The following is an 18,383-nucleotide window of genomic DNA, read 5'->3' as shown; positions in this document are numbered from 1 at the left end:
ACCACCCGCGGCCCGATCCGGAGCTCGCCGCCGGAGATGTTCTCCAGCCCTGCGATCATGCGCAGGAGGGTGGATTTGCCGCATCCCGACGGCCCGACGAGGATGACGAATTCCCCGTCCTGGATGTTGATTGAGACACCGTGGATCACTTGCGCTGACCCATACGACTTCTTCACACTCCGGATTTCGACAGACGCCATATCAAAGTCTTTCCCTGGTTATGTCTGTTGACGCGACGAGCCTGAGATATCCTCACCCTTTGACCGACCCTGCCATCAGTCCGGCCACGATATGCTTTTGTGCCGCGAAGAACATGATGATCGCCGGCAGGATCGTCAGCGTGATGAACGCCAGGATGAGGTGCCAGTCCGTGGAGTACTCGCCCTGATAGACCATGATCCCGAGGGGCCACGGATAGAACGTATCGCGGTTCAGCACGACCAGCGGGAGAAGGTAGTTGTTCCAACTGTGGACGAAGACGATGACAGCCACCGTCGCGAGGATCGGGCGCGATAACGGCAGGATCACATGCCAGAAGAACCGGAAGTAGCCGCAGCCGTCGATCACGGCAGCCTCGAAGAGGTCCTTCGGCATCTGCCGGAAGGAGTTGCGGAACAGCAGGATGCTCATCGCCAGACCGAATGCGACCTGTGGGAGCACCACACCCCAGTAGGTGTCGAGAAGACCCAGATCACGGATCTTGATGAAGAGCGGCAGGATCGCGGTAGCCGCCGGGAACATCAACCCAAGGAGAAGGTAGTTCAGGAGGAAAGTCGCGCCGAAAAAGCGGACATGCACGAACACGAAGGCCGCCATCGCGGAAGCGGAAACGGTCAGGATTACCGTGAGGACCGCAATGATCAGGGAATTCCACATCAACTGCCAGTAACGACCGCTGGCCAGGATCTCCCAGTAGTTCATCCATTCCCATTGGCTGGGCAACCCGAATGGATTGACCCTCAGGTCGCCGAGCGACTTGAACCCGCCCAGGGCCGTGGTCAGCAAGGGGATCAACACACCCCCGGCAACGACAAAGAGAATGGCGTAGCGAAGGACCGGAGCGATGGTGACCGGCGTATCGTAGCGGGCGACGGAGCTAGTCATGGCGCATGAGAACCCGTTTGTAGCCGAAGGCGAACACGACGCAGATCAGGAACAGAACAACCCCAACCGCGCTGCCGAAGCCGATCCTCATCCGGGTGACGCCGTAGGTGTAGAGGTAGGTCACCATTGTCTGGGTGCTGTCCGAGGGGCCACCCTTGGTCAGCGGCATGATGAGGTCAAAGAGCTGGATCGATCCGAGGATGGCAAAGAAGACGGAGAGGCGGATCGTCGACCCGAGGAGCGGCACCGTGATGCGCCGGAAGATCTGCCAGCCCGTCGCGCCGTCGATATGCGCGGCCTCGTACAGGCTGCGGTCGATCTGCTGGAGGCCTGCGATGTACAGCATCATGTGGAAGCCGAAGTACTTCCAGATCACGACCACCATGACGGCATAGATGGCGATATCCGGTTCGGCGAGCACGTGAGGCGGCGTGGCCCCGAACAGTTCCCACAGCTTCGCGAGAAGGCCATACTCGCCGTCATAGACGAAGCGCCAGATGAGACCTGCGGCGATCTCCGCAAGGATGTAGGGCAGGAAGAAGATAAGCCGGAAGGTTGCCGTGCCCCGCACGCGGTCAGCCAAGAGGATGGCCATTCCCAAGGCGAGCGGGAGCTGGATCGCCAGCGACACCGCGATGATGAGCAGGTTGTTCGTCAGCGCGATGCGAAACGCACGGTTTGCGAACAGGAGCTCGAAATTGCGCCATCCGACGAAGTCGGTTGGCGCTCCATACCCGTTCCAGTTGTAGAAGCTGTACCAGGCGGCCTCCCCCATCGGCAGCGCGACGAAGAGGGTGAAGAGGAACAGCGCCGGCGGCAGGAATAGCAGCACGATGGCCATTGACCCGCCAATACGTGTCGAGGACGCATGCAACCATGAGGGTGCTTGGAAGACAGCCCTCACCGTCCCACCCGTGACACTCGTAGCCATCATTCCCTCCCTGGACCGTCGGCAGGGAAGAGCGGCCGGGGCCGCTCTTCCGGGTTTGGGCCATTTTACTGGGCGAGTTCCCAGGCCTGTTGCACGGCCTCAGCCGCTTCCGTCGGTTTCATGCGTCCGGCGGCGAGATCGGCCGAGATGTCATTGACCACGGCGCCAACCGATGGGCCAAGCATCTGGTCATAATAGAGCTGGTGGTACTTCGACTTGGATACATTCTCCGCAACCTGGCGCAGAATCGGGTGCTTGATTGCATCCTGGGTGCCGATGACAACCGGGATGTAGAAACCGCGCTCGGCCGCCTGACGCTGGTTTTCCGCTTCTGAGAAGAATTTCAGAAAGTCCGAGGCTTCCTTCGGTGATCCTTTCGTCACCAGCCAACCGTTCAAACCACCAAGGGTATCGCTCGGATCACCCTTACCACCTGCAACAGTCGGGAAGGGAAACCAACCGAGCTTGTCTTCGGGAATGCCCACCTTGTCTGCCGAGTTGGCTTTCATGGTATTGAGGAGATTGTTCAGCATGAGCATCATCGCGCCCTTGCCGTCGCCGAACTGGCCTGCCGATTGAGGATAGGTCGCTCCGAGGAAGCCGGCCTGGAACGGCTTGAGGTCCACCAATTGCTTGAACACTTCGCCTGCCTGAACGAAGGTCGTGTCGGCAAAGCCCTTGCCCTCGCCGCGAAGGGCGGCTTCGAATGCCTCCTTGCCGCCAATCCTGATCGCAAGATGCGACCAATAGAAGTGAACCGGCCATTTGTCGGCTCCGCCCGTGATGATTGGCGTGATCCCGGCAGCCTGTAACTTCTTCACCGCACCGAGCAGGTCATCCCAGGTCTTGATCGAGGATGCGTCCACACCCGCCTTCGCGAAAAGATCCTTGTTGTAGAAGAAGCCCACCTGTGCCGTATGCATCGGCACGCCATAGACCTTGTCATTGACGGTGTAGGCTTGCACCGCGGCCGGAACGAAGCGAGCCTTCCAGGGAGCATCCATGACAGGGGTCAAGTCCTCGATGACTCCCGCCTTCACTTGATCGCGCAGGACGCCGCCTGCCCAACTGTAGATGATGTTCGGCCGATCCGACGATTGCAGGAGCGTGGTCAGCTTCTTCTTGTAGGCCTCGTTTTCCAGGTATTGAACGTCCACCTTCACGCCCGGATGGGAGGCCTCGTAGCGCCGGGCGATGTCGTTCCAGAATCCGGCAACCTGTGGACTCTGCTCGACATGCAGCATCCTGACGGTCACGTCGGCGAGTGCCGCTGTCATTCCGCTGCATGAGGCAGTGATCGCGCAGGCAGCCGCAAGCATCAGCTTTTTGTAGCTCATTGCTGTTCTCCTCAGTGTTTCCTCTGCCAGGGCTTTTCGCCCTTTTATTTTGGGTAGCGTATTAAAACGTGGACGGCATCCAGGGGGCTGTCAAGCGGTTTCTCTCAGGCTTTCTCGGCTTTTGATCCCACACCAATCATTGACAGGTCGGAGCCACTCGACAATAAATACGACATCCGCATTAAAAAGGGTCGCCCATGCCGGCGGACGGTGCCGCGATGAAGACTGCCGATCCCGAGTTGATGCGGGCGATCAATCGCTTTGTCGTCATGGACGCCATCCGCCGCTCCGGCACGATCTCCCGTGTCGAGATCTCGGAGCGGACGGAGCTCAGTCCCACCACCGTCTCGGCGATCACGGCAGCCCTCCTCGAGGACGGCCTGATCATCCCGCGCCAGGTTGCTCCTGCCCCTGACCAAGTGCGCGGACGGCCGCGCATCATGCTCGAGCTCAACCCGGCTGCAGCCTCGGTCTGCGGCGCGAAGCTCGCTCCTAACAAGATCACCATCTCGGTCACCAACTTCCAGGCAGACGTCCTCGGCACGGTGTCGATCCCGATCAGGGTCGACCGCCAACCCGCCTCGGTCATTCTGGATCTCGTGGAGGACGGCGTTCGCTCCTGCATCGAGGCGGCGGGCTTGCAGGTTGAGGACATCAACAGCCTCTGCCTCGGCGTGCCGGGAATCGTCGAGCGCGCCTCCGGCATCTGCCGTTATAGCCCGATCTTCTCCGAGCGCGATCTCAAGCTTGGCCTCGACCTCCAGGGCCGGCTGAAGGTGCCGACGACGGTCGAGAGTGACGTCAACTTGATTACCCTCGCCGAGCAATGGTTCGGTCACGGCCGGGACCTCAGCGACTTCCTGGTCGTCTCCATCGAGCACACGATCGGGCTTGGCATCATTCATGGCGGAGAGCTCTTCCGTGGGGCGAACGGTCTCAGCCCGGACCTGGGGGACCTGATCGTGTCGCCAAACGGCAGCATCGGGAACGGGTCCCGCCCGGGGCGCCTTTCCGGGATCGCGTCGACCACCGCGATCCTGTCGGTAGCGGCCGATCTTGCCCGTGGAACGCCGCAGGAGAAGCTCCTTCGCGGGACGCGTGGCATAGAGCACGCGGTTTCGCTCGCTCAGGCGGGCAACGGGGGAATCTCGAGGATTTTCGAGGAGGCCGGGCGCGCCCTGGGGATTGCGATCGCAAACCTGATCACGCTGTTCGCGCCGCCGAAGGTCATCCTCGCCGGGGCAGCCCTCCAGGCGGGAGATCTCCTCCTCAAGCCGTTGCGTGATGCGGTCCAGGCCGCAACGCCCGAAACCATCTCCGGTGTCACCGAGATCGTGGTCCACGAGTCCAGCGACGACACCTGGGCCCGTGGCGCCGCCGCCTTGACCCTGCGCGATCTCTACGGTGCCTCCTGGGGAACGACCGGACCAGCCAAGAAGCGCTAACGCCAATCTCAATCATACAAGGGAGTGAACATGGAACGCTTGGGCATCGGCATCATCGGATGCGGGAATATCAGCGAGGCCTATCTCAAGGCCGCGTCAAAGTTTCCGATCCTCGACATCAAGGGGATCGCCGACATTAGGCCGGAGGCGGCCGAGGCACGGGCCTCCCAGTTTGGGCTGCGCGCAATTTCGGTTGACGAGGTGCTTGCCGATCCGTCGATCCAGATCGTGGTCAATCTGACGATCCCTGCCGCCCACGTGGAGGTCGGCCTGAGGGCCCTTACAGCCGGCAAGCACGTTCATTCGGAAAAGCCCCTCGGTCTCACAACCGGCGAGGCGCGTTCGCTCCTCCAGATGGCCAAGGAGCGTGGGCTACGCGTCGGCTGTGCGCCTGATACGTTCCTTGGTGGATCGCACCAAACCTGCCGCAAGCTCATCGACGAGGGAGCGATCGGCCGTCCTCTGGCGGGCAGCGCATTCTTCATGTGCCCCGGTCATGAGCGCTGGCATCCCAATCCGGCTTTCTACTACGCCAAAGGTGGCGGGCCGATGCTGGACATGGGTCCTTACTACATCACGGCTCTTGTGAACCTGATTGGCCCTGTTGCCAGGGTGGCGGGCATTACGTCTCATGCCAGGTCCGAACGGGAGATCACGAGCGAACCGTTGAAGGGCACGATGATCCCGGTCGAGGTGGCAACGCACGTCGCGGGGACGCTTGAGTTCGTCTCCGGAGCGGTCGTCTCCATCGTCATGAGCTTCGATGTGCCCCGGCACCGCCACAGACCGATTGAGCTGTACGGGACGGCGGGCAGCCTGAGCGTTCCGGATCCCAACCGCTTCTTCGGCGCCATCGAGCTCGCCACCGCGGCAAAGGATTGGACGGAGCAGCCCACCGAGCATCCGTATGCGAGCGGGAACTACCGGATCATTGGCGTCGCCGACATGGCCCATGCCATCCGGTCCGGACGTCCTCACCGCGCATCGGGCGAGCTCGCCTTTCATGCGCTCGAGGTCATGGAAGCCTTCCAGACGTCCTCGGATCGAGGAACCCACGTCACCATCGAGTCGCGACCTGAGCGGCCGGCCATGGTGCCGACGACGCTTCAGTTCGGGGCGCTGGACTAGAAACCAAGGGAAAAGCGGGAGGTAAGACAATGCGCGAGGCACTGATTGTATGGGGCGGCTGGAGTGGGCACGAGCCGGAGCAGTGCGCCTCCACCATCGCCGGCATGCTGGAGGAAGAAGGCTTCAAGGTCTACGTCGAGAATTCGACCGAGGCATTTGCCGACCCCGGGTTGTCCGACATGAGCTTGGTGGTTCCTATCTATACCATGTCGAAGATCGAGAAGGAGGAGCTGAGTAATCTCACGGCGGCCATCCGTGGCGGTGTCGGTCTTGCCGGCTACCACGGTGGTATGTGCGACGCTTTCCGCGAGTCCGTCGAGTACCAGTTCATGTGCGGCGGCCAGTGGGTCGCTCATCCCGGTAACATCATCGACTACCGCGTGAACGTCACCCGACCGGACGATCCAGTCATGGAGGGGATCCGGGACTTCGATTACCATTCCGAGCAGTACTACATGCACGTCGATCCTTCGAACGAGATCTTGGCCACAACGACGTTCTCGGGCGAGCATGCCTACTGGACCAAGGATGTGGTTATGCCGGTGGTGTGGAAGCGCCGCTATGGCGAGGGACGGGTCTTCTACAGCTCCCTCGGGCATGTGGCGAAGGAGTTCGACGTTCCTGAGATGCGCACCATCCTCAGGCGCGGCATGCTCTGGGCTGCGCGTTAAATGCCGCGCTCAGAGGAAATCAGATAGCGTTTAGGGCCGGCATGAACTCACGACATCCGGGCCGGCTCTCGGCGTGCCAAGCATTTCGCTAAGGAAACCCCGGAATTTCCGCTGTGGGTCACGGACTGCCCTTCAGCTTGAACGTGTGAAGGTCCGCTTTTCGCTCCTGACCTGCCCTTCCCTCTCCTGCTGTCGTGAATGCCCACCAGGCAGCTCACTGCCCAGGTCTTGAAGGACGAGATCGCCTGGCTCAAGAACCTGCCGCCGCGTCCACCGCTCAAATCTTCGGGAGAGCATGAGAAAGTGTGGGGCGGCTTAGCTCGCTTCCAGGCGGGACGAGTGGCGTGTTAGAACAGGCTGCTTTTGTCGTTGTCGTACATACGACATCAAAGCACAACGCACTGTCTTCCACGGCTGAACGATGACGCCTGACACTGATCAGTCTGTGTTGCGAGTTGGATCGGAGGCCGCGTCATCCACAGAGCATTGAAGCGATTGCTTCTTGAAATGCGAATGAGCAAACATTTTGCACTGCAATTCATGAACTTGCCAAGATCACAAGACAATCGCGTTCGAAATATCCCGATAGTGTCCCGTCAAACCATCGGTTGGCTGCTTAGCCTCATTCAGGGTCTTTGATCGGCTGGTGGAGCAGGAGCAGTCGGACCTGAACTCTCTTCGCTCAAAGGCCTGTCACTGACCTGGTCTCGAAAGGTCGGGGCATTCTGGAGTTGTTCCTTGGTCATCTTCAGAATGAGACGATCTGGAATCCCGTTATCATGCCGTGCAGCTGCGCTGGTCGCCGGAGGAGATGCAGCTGTCGTTCCAGGTTGAGCATTCGGGGCTGCTGGAGATTGCTTTAACGTCGAGTCGGTTGATCCGGCTTCCGGCGGATTGGCCGCGGCGGCGCCAGGTTGGAAGAGCAGCATGGACATTGGAACGGCGACGTCCTTCTCACCGATGCCCAAGAAGCCGCCAACGCCGATAATCACTGCCACCACCTGCCCACTGCGATTGATCAGGACATCATTGATCTCCCCGATGTTCTCGTTGTTTGCTCCATAAACGCGGGTCCCCCGCAGGTTGGTTGAGCGAAACTGGTCCGGCTGGCGGTACTCCAGGAAGATTGAGCCTTTCGTTGCTGAATCTGCAGTAGAAGCGCCGCCCGTCGAGAGCGGTGGCGTCGAGGAGGTCTGCGCAGCCGCATGTCCAGCCACTATCATAGAGGCCACGAGCCAAGCGCCTACCTGAGGCATAGACATGCGTTCTTCTCCGTTTGGCGTGGCATCATTCTGCACTCGGTAGCCCATGGATACAATGCGCTTCAGCTATTGCTCTTGTGAGGCGATCAACGTCGCGCCATCGTCACAGAGAGAGATATTTTGGGCCTGGCGAGATGGGGACGTCAGCCGTCCCAGCTAATGTCCATGATAGATATTACGTTTTGGTGGCATGAACATCAGGATCTCATGCTGCCTGAAACCTGCTAATGGCTTCCGGCAGCTCGGCCCGACCTTGAAAAAGCTCATATAGGCGGCAAGGCTGTGCTTTGCGTGGCCGCAGGCAATCCCGGTGCTCTCGCGTGCACACGCAGACCCCAGCCTGCGGCATGCAGGCTTCAGATATAGGAGCGGGCAGCACGAGGTGCCACGACAGATGCATGCAGGAACCACACGGCCTGTCAGGCCGCCATAGCTCTCTTCCCGCCGCCACGACCGGCGTCGAGCAAGAGGCCGATCTCAGCCAGCCGATTGAGACGGCCGAAGCTGTCGAGCGAGCGACCCGGCACGTGTTGAGTGCGGAGGCGGAAAAACCTCAACGCGAAGGCGGCCTTGCCAAGGATCTCTACCGTATACTTCGCGAGATGTCGCGAGGGCGAACAGGCTGGCCCGTCGTCCGACTTGTCTTGGCCATTGTCTTAGTGCTGATCGGCAATGTGTTCGGGCAGGTTCGGCTGAACGAGTGGAACGGCGCATTTTTCGATGCCGTCGAGAAGCGAAACTCTGTGGTGTTTCTGAACCAGCTCGTTGTCTTTCTCATCATCATCGCCGGCTTGTTGGCACTGGTCGTGGCACAGACCTGGCTTCAGGCGAGGCTCAAGATCCGCCTGAGGGAGCGCCTGACCCATACTCTGTTCGACGTCTGGCTCCAGCCTGCTCGGGCTTACCAGCTTGGCCACGTTGGTCCCGCGGGTTCCCAAGCCGATCAACGCCTTCAGGAAGATTGCCGACTGTTCTCGGAGTTTACCACCGAGCTCGGCGTCGGCATGCTCCAGGCGCTTCTTCTGCTCGTCAGTTTCCTGGGCGTTCTGTGGACACTCTCGTCCTATGCCAGTTTCGAGCTCGAGGGACGTGAGTTCGTGATCCCAGGCTATATGGTGTGGGTCGCCGTCGCTTACGCAGGCATCGGGTCAGGATTGACGTGGCTCGTGGGTCGACCCCTCATCCGCCTCAACACCGAACGATATGCCCGAGAGGCGGATCTGCGGTTCGCCATCGTTCGAGTGAGTGAAAGCGCCGAAAGTGTTGCTCTCTACTCCGGAGAACCAGATGAGCGTCGCAACCTTAACAGTTTCCTCGACGCGGTCCTTTTGTCGACCCGGCGTCTTTCTGGCGCACTGGCCCGGCTGACATGGATCACGTCGGGCTACGGTTGGCTCGCCATTGTGGTGCCGATCCTCGCGGCAGCCCCAGGCTATTTCACTGGGCGCCTGAGCTTTGGCGAGATGATGATGGTCGTCGGTGCATTCAATCAGGTCCAGGGGTCGCTCCGCTACTTCGTCGACAACTTCCCAAAGATCGCTGATTGGCGCTCCGCCCTCCTGCGGGTTACCACATTCCGGCAGGCCGCCTTCGATTTGGATTGCATCGCCGAGACCAACAGACAAATCACGATTGCACCTCATTCCAAAGGCTGGCTGAGCTTTGACAATCTTTCGATCGCACTGAGCGATGGAAGCATCATCATCGAGGATGCCACCGCCGAGATCCGGACCGGCGAGCGTGTTCTGATCGTAGGTGTGTCCGGTTCAGGAAAGAGCACCCTCTTTCGCGCCATTGCCGGCCTGTGGCCGTGGGGATCCGGTCGGATCCTGACGCCTGTTCCGAAGGAGATGATGTTCTTGCCTCAGCGCCCCTACCTGCCGCTCGGCACTCTGCGGTCTGCCTTGTGCTATCCAGCCGCTTCAGATGCGTTCGAGAACCGCATCGTTCAGGCCGCGCTGGAGCGCTGTGGCCTCAGTGACTTTCTCGGATCGTTGAACGAGACGAAGCGTTGGGATCAGTCCTTGTCGCTGGGACAGCAGCAGCGCGTGGCTTTCGCCCGGGTGATCCTTCACAAACCGCGCTGGGTGTTCATGGACGAGGCAACCTCAGCGCTCGATGACGAGAACCAGGAATCCATGCTCTCCCTGTTCGACAATGAACTGGCCGGCGCTTCAGTTCTCTCTATCGGGCATCGCCCCGGGGTAGAAGAGTTTCACTCACGCACGCTACATATCCGCAAGACAAGAGAGGGAGCGGTTCTGATGGCCAAGCCTCACCCTCAGTCGCGCGATCTTCCGAGATGGCTTCGCCGGCTGCGGATGAGGCGAAGCAGAGCAAATTCCAAATGATTTGGCGACCGGAACGGTCCTGGGCGCCTGCATGAGGCGGCATCGCCATCGGGAGTTTCTGCGGTTCTTGCTCGTCAGGCATCGGAACACGGACAAGCGTTTCGACCTGGGCTTTGTTGCATTAACTTGAAAAGGGCAAACGAACCCAGTCGAATGGGTCACTCAGGTCGCAATGGCCGCGGCGGATCATCCGCATCACCTCGAAGCCTTTGATGGTGGCGGAGGCTGTTGCCATCCTCTGGAAGCCGCGGGTCGGCCGGATGACGCGCTTGAGTGCTCCATGGTCGGCCTCAATGATGCTATTCAAATAATTTCGATGTCCGGTGCTCAACTTTTTTCGACAGCAGGCCTTCCTTCTGCAGGCGCTGGATTGCCTTGGGATACGACGCCAGTTTGGCGGTCGTGATGGACGATGGTGGGTAGTCGCTCATCGTCCTCAGGGCTTTGCGCAGGAAGCGATAGGCTGCTTTGGTGTTGCGGCGGTCTGACAGCATGAAGTCGATCAGCTGTCCGTGCTTGTCGCCCGCACGAAAGAGATACTTCCATTTGCCGCCAACCCGCACATAGGTCTCGTCGACGCGCCAAGAGCCAGGCCTATGCCCCTGGTAGCGGCGAACCCGTTTCTCAAGCTCCGGCGCATACCTCTGGACCCAGCGGAAGATCGTGGATGGGTCCACCTCGACCCCACGTTCCTGCATCATCTCGGCCAAATCGCGGTAGCTGATCCCGTCTTGCAGTACCACTGCACGCACAACAGGATGATCTCAACCGGAAAGCGACGGCGCTTGAAGATCGACAACAGGACGGCTCCTCGACTGGCTGCTCCTCCTTATGCCGCCAAGGTTAATGCAACGGAGCCCTCCATAGGGTAGCGAGGACGCCTGAGCGCCTGCGAGGGATCCATTTTGATCAAGCGGGTGAAACGATCGCTGCGTCAATCCGACAAATGGTATCCCCGCCGGAACTGTAAGCAATCACGCATTGCGATTTACACGGTGCTCCGCATCGCACCAGCCTTCCGCACATTGTCGAAGGCGATGATCTGCGTCTTGTTGCTCGTAAACACCTCACAAAGCGCCGGTTGAACGTCACCTTCCGGAGGAGCGTTCGAACACAGGGCAATGACGGGAGACTACCGGCATACGCGCCTGCTACCTATCGTGGCGCCAGCTCGAACTCATCATGATGGCCTATGCGGGCTAACAATGCAAAACGCCGGTCTCTCAGGACCGGCGTTCCTGGTTCAGATTCATGCCGCATCATCAGCCGGAGCATCGGCTGTATCGTTGGCCTGCAACGAATCCATCAGCAGACCGGCATTCTGGCGGATCTTGCCTTCGATCTCGGCCGCGATCTCGGGATTGTCCTTCAGGAAGGTCTTGGCGTTTTCACGACCTTGGCCGAGGCGCTGGCTGTCATAGGAGAACCAAGCGCCCGACTTCTCGACCACGTTGGCCTTCACCCCAAGGTCGATCAGCTCACCCATCTTGGAGATACCCTCGCCGAACATGATGTCAAACTCAACCTGCTTGAAAGGTGGAGCAACCTTGTTCTTGACCACTTTCACCCGCACCTGGTTGCCGATCGGCTCATCCCGGTCTTTCAGGGTCGAGGTCCGGCGGATATCGAGGCGCACGGAGGCGTAGAACTTGAGTGCGTTGCCGCCCGTCGTCGTCTCCGGCGAGCCGTACATGACGCCGATCTTCATGCGGATCTGGTTGATGAAGATCACCATCGTCTTGGTGCGGCTGATCGAACCGGTGAGCTTGCGCAGGGCCTGGCTCATGAGGCGGGCCTGAAGACCAGGACGGCTCTCACCCATCTCGCCTTCAATCTCAGCCTTCGGCGTCAGAGCCGCAACCGAGTCGATGACCAACACATCGACAGAGCCCGAGCGGATCAAAGTATCGGCAATCTCAAGCGCCTGCTCGCCATTGTCAGGCTGAGAGATCAGGAGATCATCGAGGTTGACCCCCAGCTTTCGCGCATAGGCTGGATCAAGGGCATGCTCCGCATCGATGAAACCGCAGACGCCACCCGCCTTCTGGGCCTCGGCAACGGTCTGGAGGGCCAGCGTCGTCTTGCCTGACGATTCCGGTCCGTAAACCTCGACAACCCGTCCTCTCGGAAGGCCGCCCACACCCAGAGCGATATCGAGCCCGAGAGAACCGGTCGAAATCGTCTCCACCTCGACGACCTGGCTGCCGCCCAGGCGCATGATTGAACCCTTGCCAAAGGCACGCTCGATCTGGGCCACCGCTGTGTCGATCGCCCTGTTCTTATCCATGCTCATCACGGCTCCGCCTCTGTAATTTCTGAGTATTGACTCTACCTGATATGAATTCCAAACACCAGAACGAAGCGTGAACTAAGAAAAGTTATGAGCACTGATTACGGTTAAGCTTTCATCTGCATCAGGAAACCAGTGATTCCACATTCTGTGGCGGTCATGGCAGAGCCTCTCTCCGTTCTGAAACATCTGAGATGAAGGCTTTTTGTTTGATTCCGCATCAAGATTAATTCGTATGATGGAGGATTACCCCATATCCGAGAACAAGCATCGAAGCCGATCTCTTTGTGAGCTCGAGCGGTGTGCCGGGCACATCAGCCGTCCGGCCTCAGCCACGTATTGACAAATACCGCCATCCGCTTGGGCTCACGCTGCATGGCTCCCTGAACTTGCGGGAGCGAGTATCACTGCGAACTCCCTCAGTTGCTATGACATCTCCACCACCTGGGCCGCTCGTTCTGTGTTAAGCTGGGATTCTGGAGGAGGCGACGATGGTTGATGTCTTCCGCGTCCCGATGGATGTTACCTATGCGCTCGCAGGCGGCGAGCCTGCCCTGATGGCTTATCGCCGATGGAGGAACATCTCGCGCGATGACCTCGCCGCAAAGAGCGGCATTCCTAAGGAGGACATCGAAGCAATCGAAGAAGGTAACAAGGATATCGAGGAGGAGATGCTTGAAAGCCTCTCAACAATCCTCAAAGTGCCCCCAGATCAGCTGATCTAAGACCCCACCATTCTAATTCATTCTAATTGGCGAGCTCTTTGCAAGGAGCAGGAGAGCTGTTGCTGAGTTCTCATAGGCTGAGGATGTCGGGGTGCTTTGAGAACAGCAGAGCAGACTCTTCCGGAACATCACTTGACAGCCGCTTTCTCAGCGCAGGACAAGTTGTATTATGCTGTATTGACGGAGAAGCTGCCGTGGATATGGTCGTGACGCCTGCGAAGGTCAAACCAGGCACCTGGACGTTGAGCGACAGGCTCGGGCGCCCCCTTGGAACAATCACCGAAACGTCGCCATCGTTCTTCGTCATCAATGCAGATCGCAACTCCGGGCTGTTCAAGATGGCCACTACCAGCTTCCCCTCGCTCGACAGCGTGATGTCAGGCATCGCCAACTACATGAAGGGAGAGTGTCAGCTTTCCAGCGATGACGAATGACGTGGTGCGACAGGGCTGATAGTGAGGCCGGCTTTGTCACATCCACGCATTTGACTTGCTGAGACTCTCCATCGCGTAGGAGTGAGGTTGCGTGGCTCGGACCGTTTAGGTCTGCCGGGGATCCTCGCTATGCATGACTGGGCTGGACAGGACGTCTTGCCGCTTACCCACAAGTTTCTGGGCGAAATGCTGGGGGTCAAGCGTTCCACGGTAAGTGTGGTGACCCGAACCCTCCAGACGGCGGCGCTGATCCAGCAGAGCCGCGGGGGTATCACCGTGACCGACCGGGCCGGCTTCGAGGAGATGAATGCTACAGGAGGATCCGGCGAATCTATCAACGCCTGCTACCCGGCGCCGATCTGCCCGCTCTATTTCGCTGGAAAGCGCTTTGGCCGGATCATTCTAATACGGCAGCTATCGAAGATGCTTCGCGCTCTCGGAGAATGGCATCGTGGCAATCTCTTGCCCGTCTACCACGATGTAAAACACGGCCTCGCTCCATTGCACCCCATAGACTCGCGGGCTCCCGAGCATCTCTCGGGCGATACTGGAGGCTCTGTGATGGGCGGCTTCGAGATCAGGGCAGGTCTGCCCGACCTGATCACCGATGAGTTTGTCACCTAGCACGACGTTGAAGTGGTAGCGAGGCATCGGACACCTCCATCCCAAGGGTACTGTGCCTAAGAGGGGAATACATTCACATGGATCAATCGCACGCGTGAAGCTGCGTCATTCCAGGGACCCAGTAACAGGATCCTTGGGCTCAAGATCCCCGGAGGGGCAAAGAAGCACAGGATCGTCTTGGCCGGGGACTCGCAGGCATGAACCGGCGGGTCAGGGCAGAGAGTTTAGCAGTGCCTCCTGGCAGGGATTAGGACCTGAGTGATACAACACGCTCCGCATCCGAATGGAGAAGCCGATTATTCAGAGCAGTGCTCTCAGTAAATCTTGCACTTTCTGCAGAATAGGAGGAGCCTATTGTGGCCGCTCCGCGATGGCGATGGGCGAGCCCCGGAAAGTCGGCACGGATGAACTCCCTCACGGGCTCATTGTTGGACCTCATTGCACCACTTGATCCATTCCGGTTCGGACTTGTCTCTAGGTTTTCCGTCAAACGGAGATCTTCAAAGCTGTCGAAGTCCTTATGTCACTTAGGGTTCTAAGGAGAATCCCATGTCTCTCACTGGACGCTTTGACTTCCGTAGAACGATGACCGGCCGCTTGCGGTTATGGGTCGAATACGACGCAAACAGCTTCTGGGGTTTTCTCACCCGGAAGAAAAGCTACTGCCGCCGTTGGCGCAACGCAAACATCATGGACTTAACGGCTCCAGAGCTTCGTCATCTGCTCGACAAGCGCTTTACCCATTCACTGCCCTCGCCACAGGCACTTCGAGACTGGCCCATCAATGCGCCAGGGCGCGGAGCAGCGTCTACGAGAATGCTAATCGCTCCACCGAAGGAGGAGCACAGGTAGAGTTGGCCGTGATGGGACTGAGGTATTGCGAGCTGTCGAGGGGCACATTGCCGCCACTGCAGACTTGTATGACCTGATTTCCCAATTGCAACCGAGACGCCGCAATACCTAGCCGTCCTCCAGAGTGCGCAAAGACAGCGCTGACGCCATACAATCGATACAAAGCGACAAGGCATTGATCATGAGCTACGTCCCCACTGAGAGCATTGCGCTCCATATTGTTCGCCACCTCGTCCGTGGGCTGGGCAAGACCCAGGGGCAAGGGGTCGCTATTCAAACCCTTCGTCACTGGTGGACCATGAGCTTGGGACAACAAAGCGAGAATTTCGAGCTTGGCCTTGAGTATGCCGGTAACTGCCACTGGATCGAGCGCGGACCAGACAACATCGTCCTCCTCACGAGCCAGGGTTCTGCAAAGGTGGGCACATTCCGCTAAGCGGCACGATAAAGATCATGAAGCGCGGAGGTCCGGGTCCACTTCGTTGCCCCAAGCCGGCCACCACGTCGGTCTTATTGTGAAGGGCTGGCTTCCGGGAGTGCATAGCCGCTATCAATCGACTGTTCTTGACCGGTCTGGAGGCGAACCGGAAATGCAAACTCAGCGACCGCGACCGCGGGCACCCAGGTCCTCGCGGAGCTCGTACTCATGGACGATCCTGTCATACGACTGATCTGCGCTTCTGATCGCGTATCGTGGCCCGTGATGCGGATCATCGAGCCTGACGATCTCATAGCCGCCTTTCCAGATCTCAGGCTGACCATCCTCTGCGTAGGAGACCGACTGTCCCACGGCAAAACGGTGGCGGCCCAGGCCGGGCGCTGATGGGCTCTCTTCTGGCTGCTCCATCGCAATTAGAGACGCTCGGCGCAGTTCCTTCCCGGTGGACTTCGCCGGAACCAGGGTGGGTGAGGAGGTGAGCGGCTGCGCAGTCGCTACCGGCACGGTCCAATCGAGCAGTATGCGGCCGCCATCGTCCATCACACGCAGAGCATCGGTCCGGGATGGCCAGCGTCTCATTCCGGCAAGGCTCCGGGCAAAGGCCAAGGCTGCGGCACCGTCAGCAGCGGCGATGGGCAGGGTTCCGATGACCTCTGGCACACCGCGTCGAAACCTTTTGAACTGGATCAGGAATGTCATGGCAATCTCCTCACTGCAGAGCTTCTCCATTGAGAGCATCAGGCGTGGGGCAAACCAAGTTTCGCTGCCTGGGCAGTAATGAGCCGCTCCTGCAGTTGCAGACTCGCGCTCGTCATTTTTTTAGATATGGGGAGCCATAAACCAATTAAATAGAGCCCGGAGCAAATATAAGTCTGAGTTAAATTGGTCCGTCGTGATATGTTGATCTTATTGACAGAAGTTTATTTCTTTTGCGGCCCCAAGGAAAACATCATGCAAACCCCTGCGTGGCTGAAGCCTGGCCTCCATGGCGCCGCCTGTGGCGCTGTCGCGCTCGCCGTCATCGGGTTTTCCTGGGGTGGTTGGGTCACCGGCGGCACAGCTCGCACGATGGCGGCCGATCAATCGAAAGCCGAGGTAGTCACGACATTATCCCTGATCTGCGTTGATCAATCCAAGCGCGATCCGCAGCTTGCTGAGCGTGTTGCTGCCATCAAGACCGCCTCGTCATGGAACAGGGGCGATCTCGTCCTGAAGAATGGGTGGGCGACCATGCCCGGCACCGCGGAAGGCAACAGCCAGGTTGCCAAAGATTGCGCCGACAAGATCGCCGCTTAGTAGCACCTCATGCGCACGGCCCGAGAGAGCATCACCTTCGATCACCCCTTCTCACTGACGGCCGTGGACAAGCTGCAGCCTGCCGGCACCTACGCGGTCGACATTGACGAGGAACTGATTGAGGGGCTGTCGTTTCTCGTCTACCGGCGAATTGCAACCACCATTTACCTGCCACTCCATCAGGGAAACCACGGCTCGGTACAGGCCATCAGGGTCGATCCTCAAGAATTGGCGGCAGCCCACCAGGAGACGCCGCCCGCCTGAGGTCAGCGATCAACCGCTTTTGCGGCTAAAGGCGTCGTCAACGGAACTCTCTCAGGGACAGCCAATAAGCACCAACACATCCGCTGGTTAGTGCCGGTGCTAATGCAAATGGCTTGAGCCGGTCACCGCACGACGAGACCTGTCCCAACAATCGAGGCTATGATGTTTGGCTTTAGAGGCGGCGAAAGCGATGAGACCGTCACCCGCAAGACAGGGTATCGCATCGACGCAAAGCGGCAGTGGAGCTGTCGCACCACCTTGGATCTGTCAGAGATCAAGAATGAGGAGCAGCTGATTACGCTGGTAAAGGTGCGCTACAACCCGCCCTATGAGACCGTCAGAACCGACGTTCAAGGCTGGATGGCAGGCAAGCAGTTCTAACCTCGTCGGCCAGTTTGAATCGGCTCGCGAGGCCTTTTGACCCGAGCAGTTGGCCAGTGGAGATCAGTCAATGACAACCGACATATATGTCGTTCGACATCATGGCGCCTGGCGCATCCGGGTAGATGGCAAACACCGTGGGGAGTATAACTCCCGTGTTGCGGCCATCAATGCCGCCGTGACGGAGGCTCGAGCCGCTGGGGCAGGAGCCAGGGTTTTTAGCACCGGGATTGTCAGCCAGTTCAGCCAGGAGTGGCGGTCCAGTAATGGATCCAACTCACTCTTGTCTTGACCACGATGGAACGAGCTCACAGGAGACTTGAATGAGCGAACGGATGGGCCGCCTTTGTGACGAGCTGCGCATCAAGCTTCACGGAATCGATCGCCGTCTTGAGGCACTCAAGTCGAACGGCGTGGCGACTTTTGACATCTCACAAGAAGTCCTTGAGAGCCGTCTCGACCGTGTTGAGCAGCGTATCTACGATAACCGCGTCACCGTTGAAGCCGCCAATGTCAGGGTCAAGGCTTGGCTCGCGGAGAAAAAGGCCGGCTCCGTTGTGGGCCACCCTCTTTGGACCGAACGCCACAAAGCTCACCTCATGGAGGTTCGTGCCGATGATGCTGAAACCTACTGTCAAGCGACACCGAGATTTACGAGATAAGGCGACATCCAGTTTTACGACGGCTCAAGCGTGAGCCCGCTGGAGAGCCTCCTCCAGATCCCGCAGGCGATAGCTGCGCCCCTTGATGTTGAGAACATGCGCTCGGTGCAGCAGGCGGTCGAGGATGGCCGTGGCCAGCACCTCGTCGCCGGCCAGCAGCTCGGTCCACTCCCGGATGCTCTTGTTC

General features: G+C 59.1%; 19 protein-coding genes and 3 pseudogenes. 12 read left to right on the top strand and 10 right to left on the bottom strand.

What is annotated here, in order from left to right; genetic code table 11:
• The 4 genes from FS320_RS24260 to FS320_RS24245 all read right to left on the bottom strand — a co-directional run.
• On the bottom strand, positions 1-200 hold a 200-nt coding region (locus FS320_RS24260; protein WP_152714488.1), incomplete at its 3' end, for an ATP-binding cassette domain-containing protein.
• A gap of 52 nt (positions 201-252) precedes the next feature.
• Positions 253-1,104, bottom strand: coding sequence for a carbohydrate ABC transporter permease (locus FS320_RS24255; protein WP_152714487.1), 852 nt, complete (start codon positions 1,102-1,104; stop codon positions 253-255).
• Positions 1,097-1,945 carry a carbohydrate ABC transporter permease gene (locus FS320_RS24250; RefSeq protein ID WP_244627334.1) on the bottom strand — a complete coding sequence of 283 codons (849 nt, stop codon included), beginning with the start codon at positions 1,943-1,945 and terminating at the stop codon, positions 1,097-1,099. The genes FS320_RS24255 and FS320_RS24250 overlap by 8 nt, the downstream gene beginning before the upstream one ends.
• A 155-nt stretch (positions 1,946-2,100) precedes the next feature.
• Complete coding sequence (locus FS320_RS24245; protein WP_152714486.1) at positions 2,101-3,372, bottom strand: ABC transporter substrate-binding protein; 1,272 nt, start codon at positions 3,370-3,372, stop codon at positions 2,101-2,103.
• Between the two features lie 218 nt (positions 3,373-3,590).
• Between FS320_RS24245 and FS320_RS24240 the strand changes: the two genes are divergently transcribed.
• Genes FS320_RS24240 through FS320_RS24230 form a run of 3 tightly spaced genes read left to right on the top strand, consistent with a single transcriptional unit; the run spans position 3,591 to position 6,616 of the window.
• Positions 3,591-4,817, top strand: coding sequence for an ROK family transcriptional regulator (locus tag FS320_RS24240; RefSeq protein ID WP_152714490.1), 1,227 nt, complete (start codon positions 3,591-3,593; stop codon positions 4,815-4,817).
• A gap of 30 nt (positions 4,818-4,847) precedes the next feature.
• The gene (locus tag FS320_RS24235; protein WP_152714485.1) at positions 4,848-5,945 is read left to right on the top strand and encodes a Gfo/Idh/MocA family protein; all 1,098 of its coding nucleotides are present in this window, start codon (positions 4,848-4,850) and stop codon (positions 5,943-5,945) included.
• Positions 5,946-5,974: 29 nt separating this feature from the next.
• Positions 5,975-6,616, top strand: coding sequence for a ThuA domain-containing protein (locus FS320_RS24230; RefSeq protein ID WP_152714484.1), 642 nt, complete (start codon positions 5,975-5,977; stop codon positions 6,614-6,616).
• 626 nt (positions 6,617-7,242) lie between these two features.
• Here FS320_RS24230 and FS320_RS24225 read toward each other — a convergent pair.
• Positions 7,243-7,926, bottom strand: coding sequence for a PRC-barrel domain-containing protein (locus FS320_RS24225; RefSeq protein ID WP_152714483.1), 684 nt, complete (start codon positions 7,924-7,926; stop codon positions 7,243-7,245).
• Positions 7,927-8,276: 350 nt separating this feature from the next.
• On the opposite strand from FS320_RS24225, the gene FS320_RS24220 reads away from it, so the two are divergent.
• A complete protein-coding gene (locus tag FS320_RS24220; RefSeq protein WP_162003205.1) occupies positions 8,277-10,229 on the top strand; it encodes an ABC transporter ATP-binding protein/permease in 1,953 nt (650 codons plus the stop codon).
• A 121-nt stretch (positions 10,230-10,350) separates the two neighbouring features.
• On the opposite strand, the pseudogene FS320_RS50270 reads toward FS320_RS24220, so the two are convergent.
• Together FS320_RS50270 and recA are read right to left on the bottom strand one after the other, a co-directional pair.
• Positions 10,351-11,028 (bottom strand): annotated as a pseudogene (locus FS320_RS50270) (IS6 family transposase).
• 450 nt (positions 11,029-11,478) lie between these two features.
• Positions 11,479-12,516 carry a recombinase RecA gene (gene recA, locus FS320_RS24210; RefSeq protein ID WP_280178283.1) on the bottom strand — a complete coding sequence of 346 codons (1,038 nt, stop codon included), beginning with the start codon at positions 12,514-12,516 and terminating at the stop codon, positions 11,479-11,481.
• Between the two features lie 494 nt (positions 12,517-13,010).
• Between recA and FS320_RS24205 the strand changes: the two genes are divergently transcribed.
• From FS320_RS24205 to FS320_RS50860, 3 genes and pseudogenes are all read left to right on the top strand, one after another.
• Positions 13,011-13,244, top strand: coding sequence for a helix-turn-helix domain-containing protein (locus tag FS320_RS24205; protein WP_152714480.1), 234 nt, complete (start codon positions 13,011-13,013; stop codon positions 13,242-13,244).
• A 200-nt stretch (positions 13,245-13,444) separates the two neighbouring features.
• Positions 13,445-13,678, top strand: a complete 234-nt coding sequence (locus FS320_RS24200; protein ID WP_152714489.1) for a hypothetical protein — start codon at positions 13,445-13,447, stop codon at positions 13,676-13,678.
• 129 nt (positions 13,679-13,807) lie between these two features.
• Positions 13,808-13,921 (top strand): annotated as a pseudogene (locus FS320_RS50860) (helix-turn-helix domain-containing protein); the annotation flags it as partial.
• 171 nt (positions 13,922-14,092) lie between these two features.
• Here the strand turns inward: FS320_RS50860 and FS320_RS50855 are convergent.
• On the bottom strand, positions 14,093-14,329 hold the full coding sequence (locus tag FS320_RS50855) for a DUF6894 family protein (RefSeq protein ID WP_420846766.1): 237 nt from the start codon (positions 14,327-14,329) through the stop codon (positions 14,093-14,095).
• 1,006 nt (positions 14,330-15,335) lie between these two features.
• Here FS320_RS50855 and FS320_RS24190 point away from each other — a divergent pair.
• Positions 15,336-15,590 (top strand): hypothetical protein, encoded by a 255-nt coding sequence (locus FS320_RS24190; protein WP_152714479.1) that lies wholly within the window; start codon positions 15,336-15,338, stop codon positions 15,588-15,590.
• Between the two features lie 162 nt (positions 15,591-15,752).
• Here the strand turns inward: FS320_RS24190 and FS320_RS24185 are convergent, their stop codons facing one another.
• Positions 15,753-16,292 carry a hypothetical protein gene (locus tag FS320_RS24185; protein ID WP_152714478.1) on the bottom strand — a complete coding sequence of 180 codons (540 nt, stop codon included), beginning with the start codon at positions 16,290-16,292 and terminating at the stop codon, positions 15,753-15,755.
• 252 nt (positions 16,293-16,544) lie between these two features.
• On the opposite strand from FS320_RS24185, the gene FS320_RS24180 reads away from it, so the two are divergent.
• The 4 genes from FS320_RS24180 (at position 16,545) to FS320_RS24165 (ending at position 18,196) form a co-directional block, all read left to right on the top strand.
• Positions 16,545-16,889: a hypothetical protein gene (locus FS320_RS24180; protein WP_152714477.1), complete on the top strand. Its 345-nt coding sequence runs from the start codon at positions 16,545-16,547 to the stop codon at positions 16,887-16,889.
• Positions 16,890-16,898: 9 nt separating this feature from the next.
• Positions 16,899-17,153 carry a hypothetical protein gene (locus FS320_RS24175; RefSeq protein ID WP_152714476.1) on the top strand — a complete coding sequence of 85 codons (255 nt, stop codon included), beginning with the start codon at positions 16,899-16,901 and terminating at the stop codon, positions 17,151-17,153.
• A 159-nt stretch (positions 17,154-17,312) separates the two neighbouring features.
• Positions 17,313-17,534: a hypothetical protein gene (locus tag FS320_RS24170; protein WP_152714475.1), complete on the top strand. Its 222-nt coding sequence runs from the start codon at positions 17,313-17,315 to the stop codon at positions 17,532-17,534.
• 323 nt (positions 17,535-17,857) lie between these two features.
• Positions 17,858-18,196 (top strand): hypothetical protein, encoded by a 339-nt coding sequence (locus FS320_RS24165; protein WP_152714474.1) that lies wholly within the window; start codon positions 17,858-17,860, stop codon positions 18,194-18,196.
• 45 nt (positions 18,197-18,241) lie between these two features.
• Here FS320_RS24165 and FS320_RS24160 read toward each other — a convergent pair.
• A pseudogene (locus tag FS320_RS24160) lies at positions 18,242-18,383 on the bottom strand (ATP-binding protein); the annotation flags it as partial.

It is taken from the genome of Microvirga tunisiensis (assembly GCF_009296175.1).
In the GTDB taxonomy this organism is placed as follows: Bacteria; Pseudomonadota; Alphaproteobacteria; order Rhizobiales; family Beijerinckiaceae; genus Microvirga; species Microvirga tunisiensis.
The sequence above is the reverse complement of the archived record's forward strand: the minus strand, read 5'-3'. Positions and strand labels throughout refer to the sequence as shown.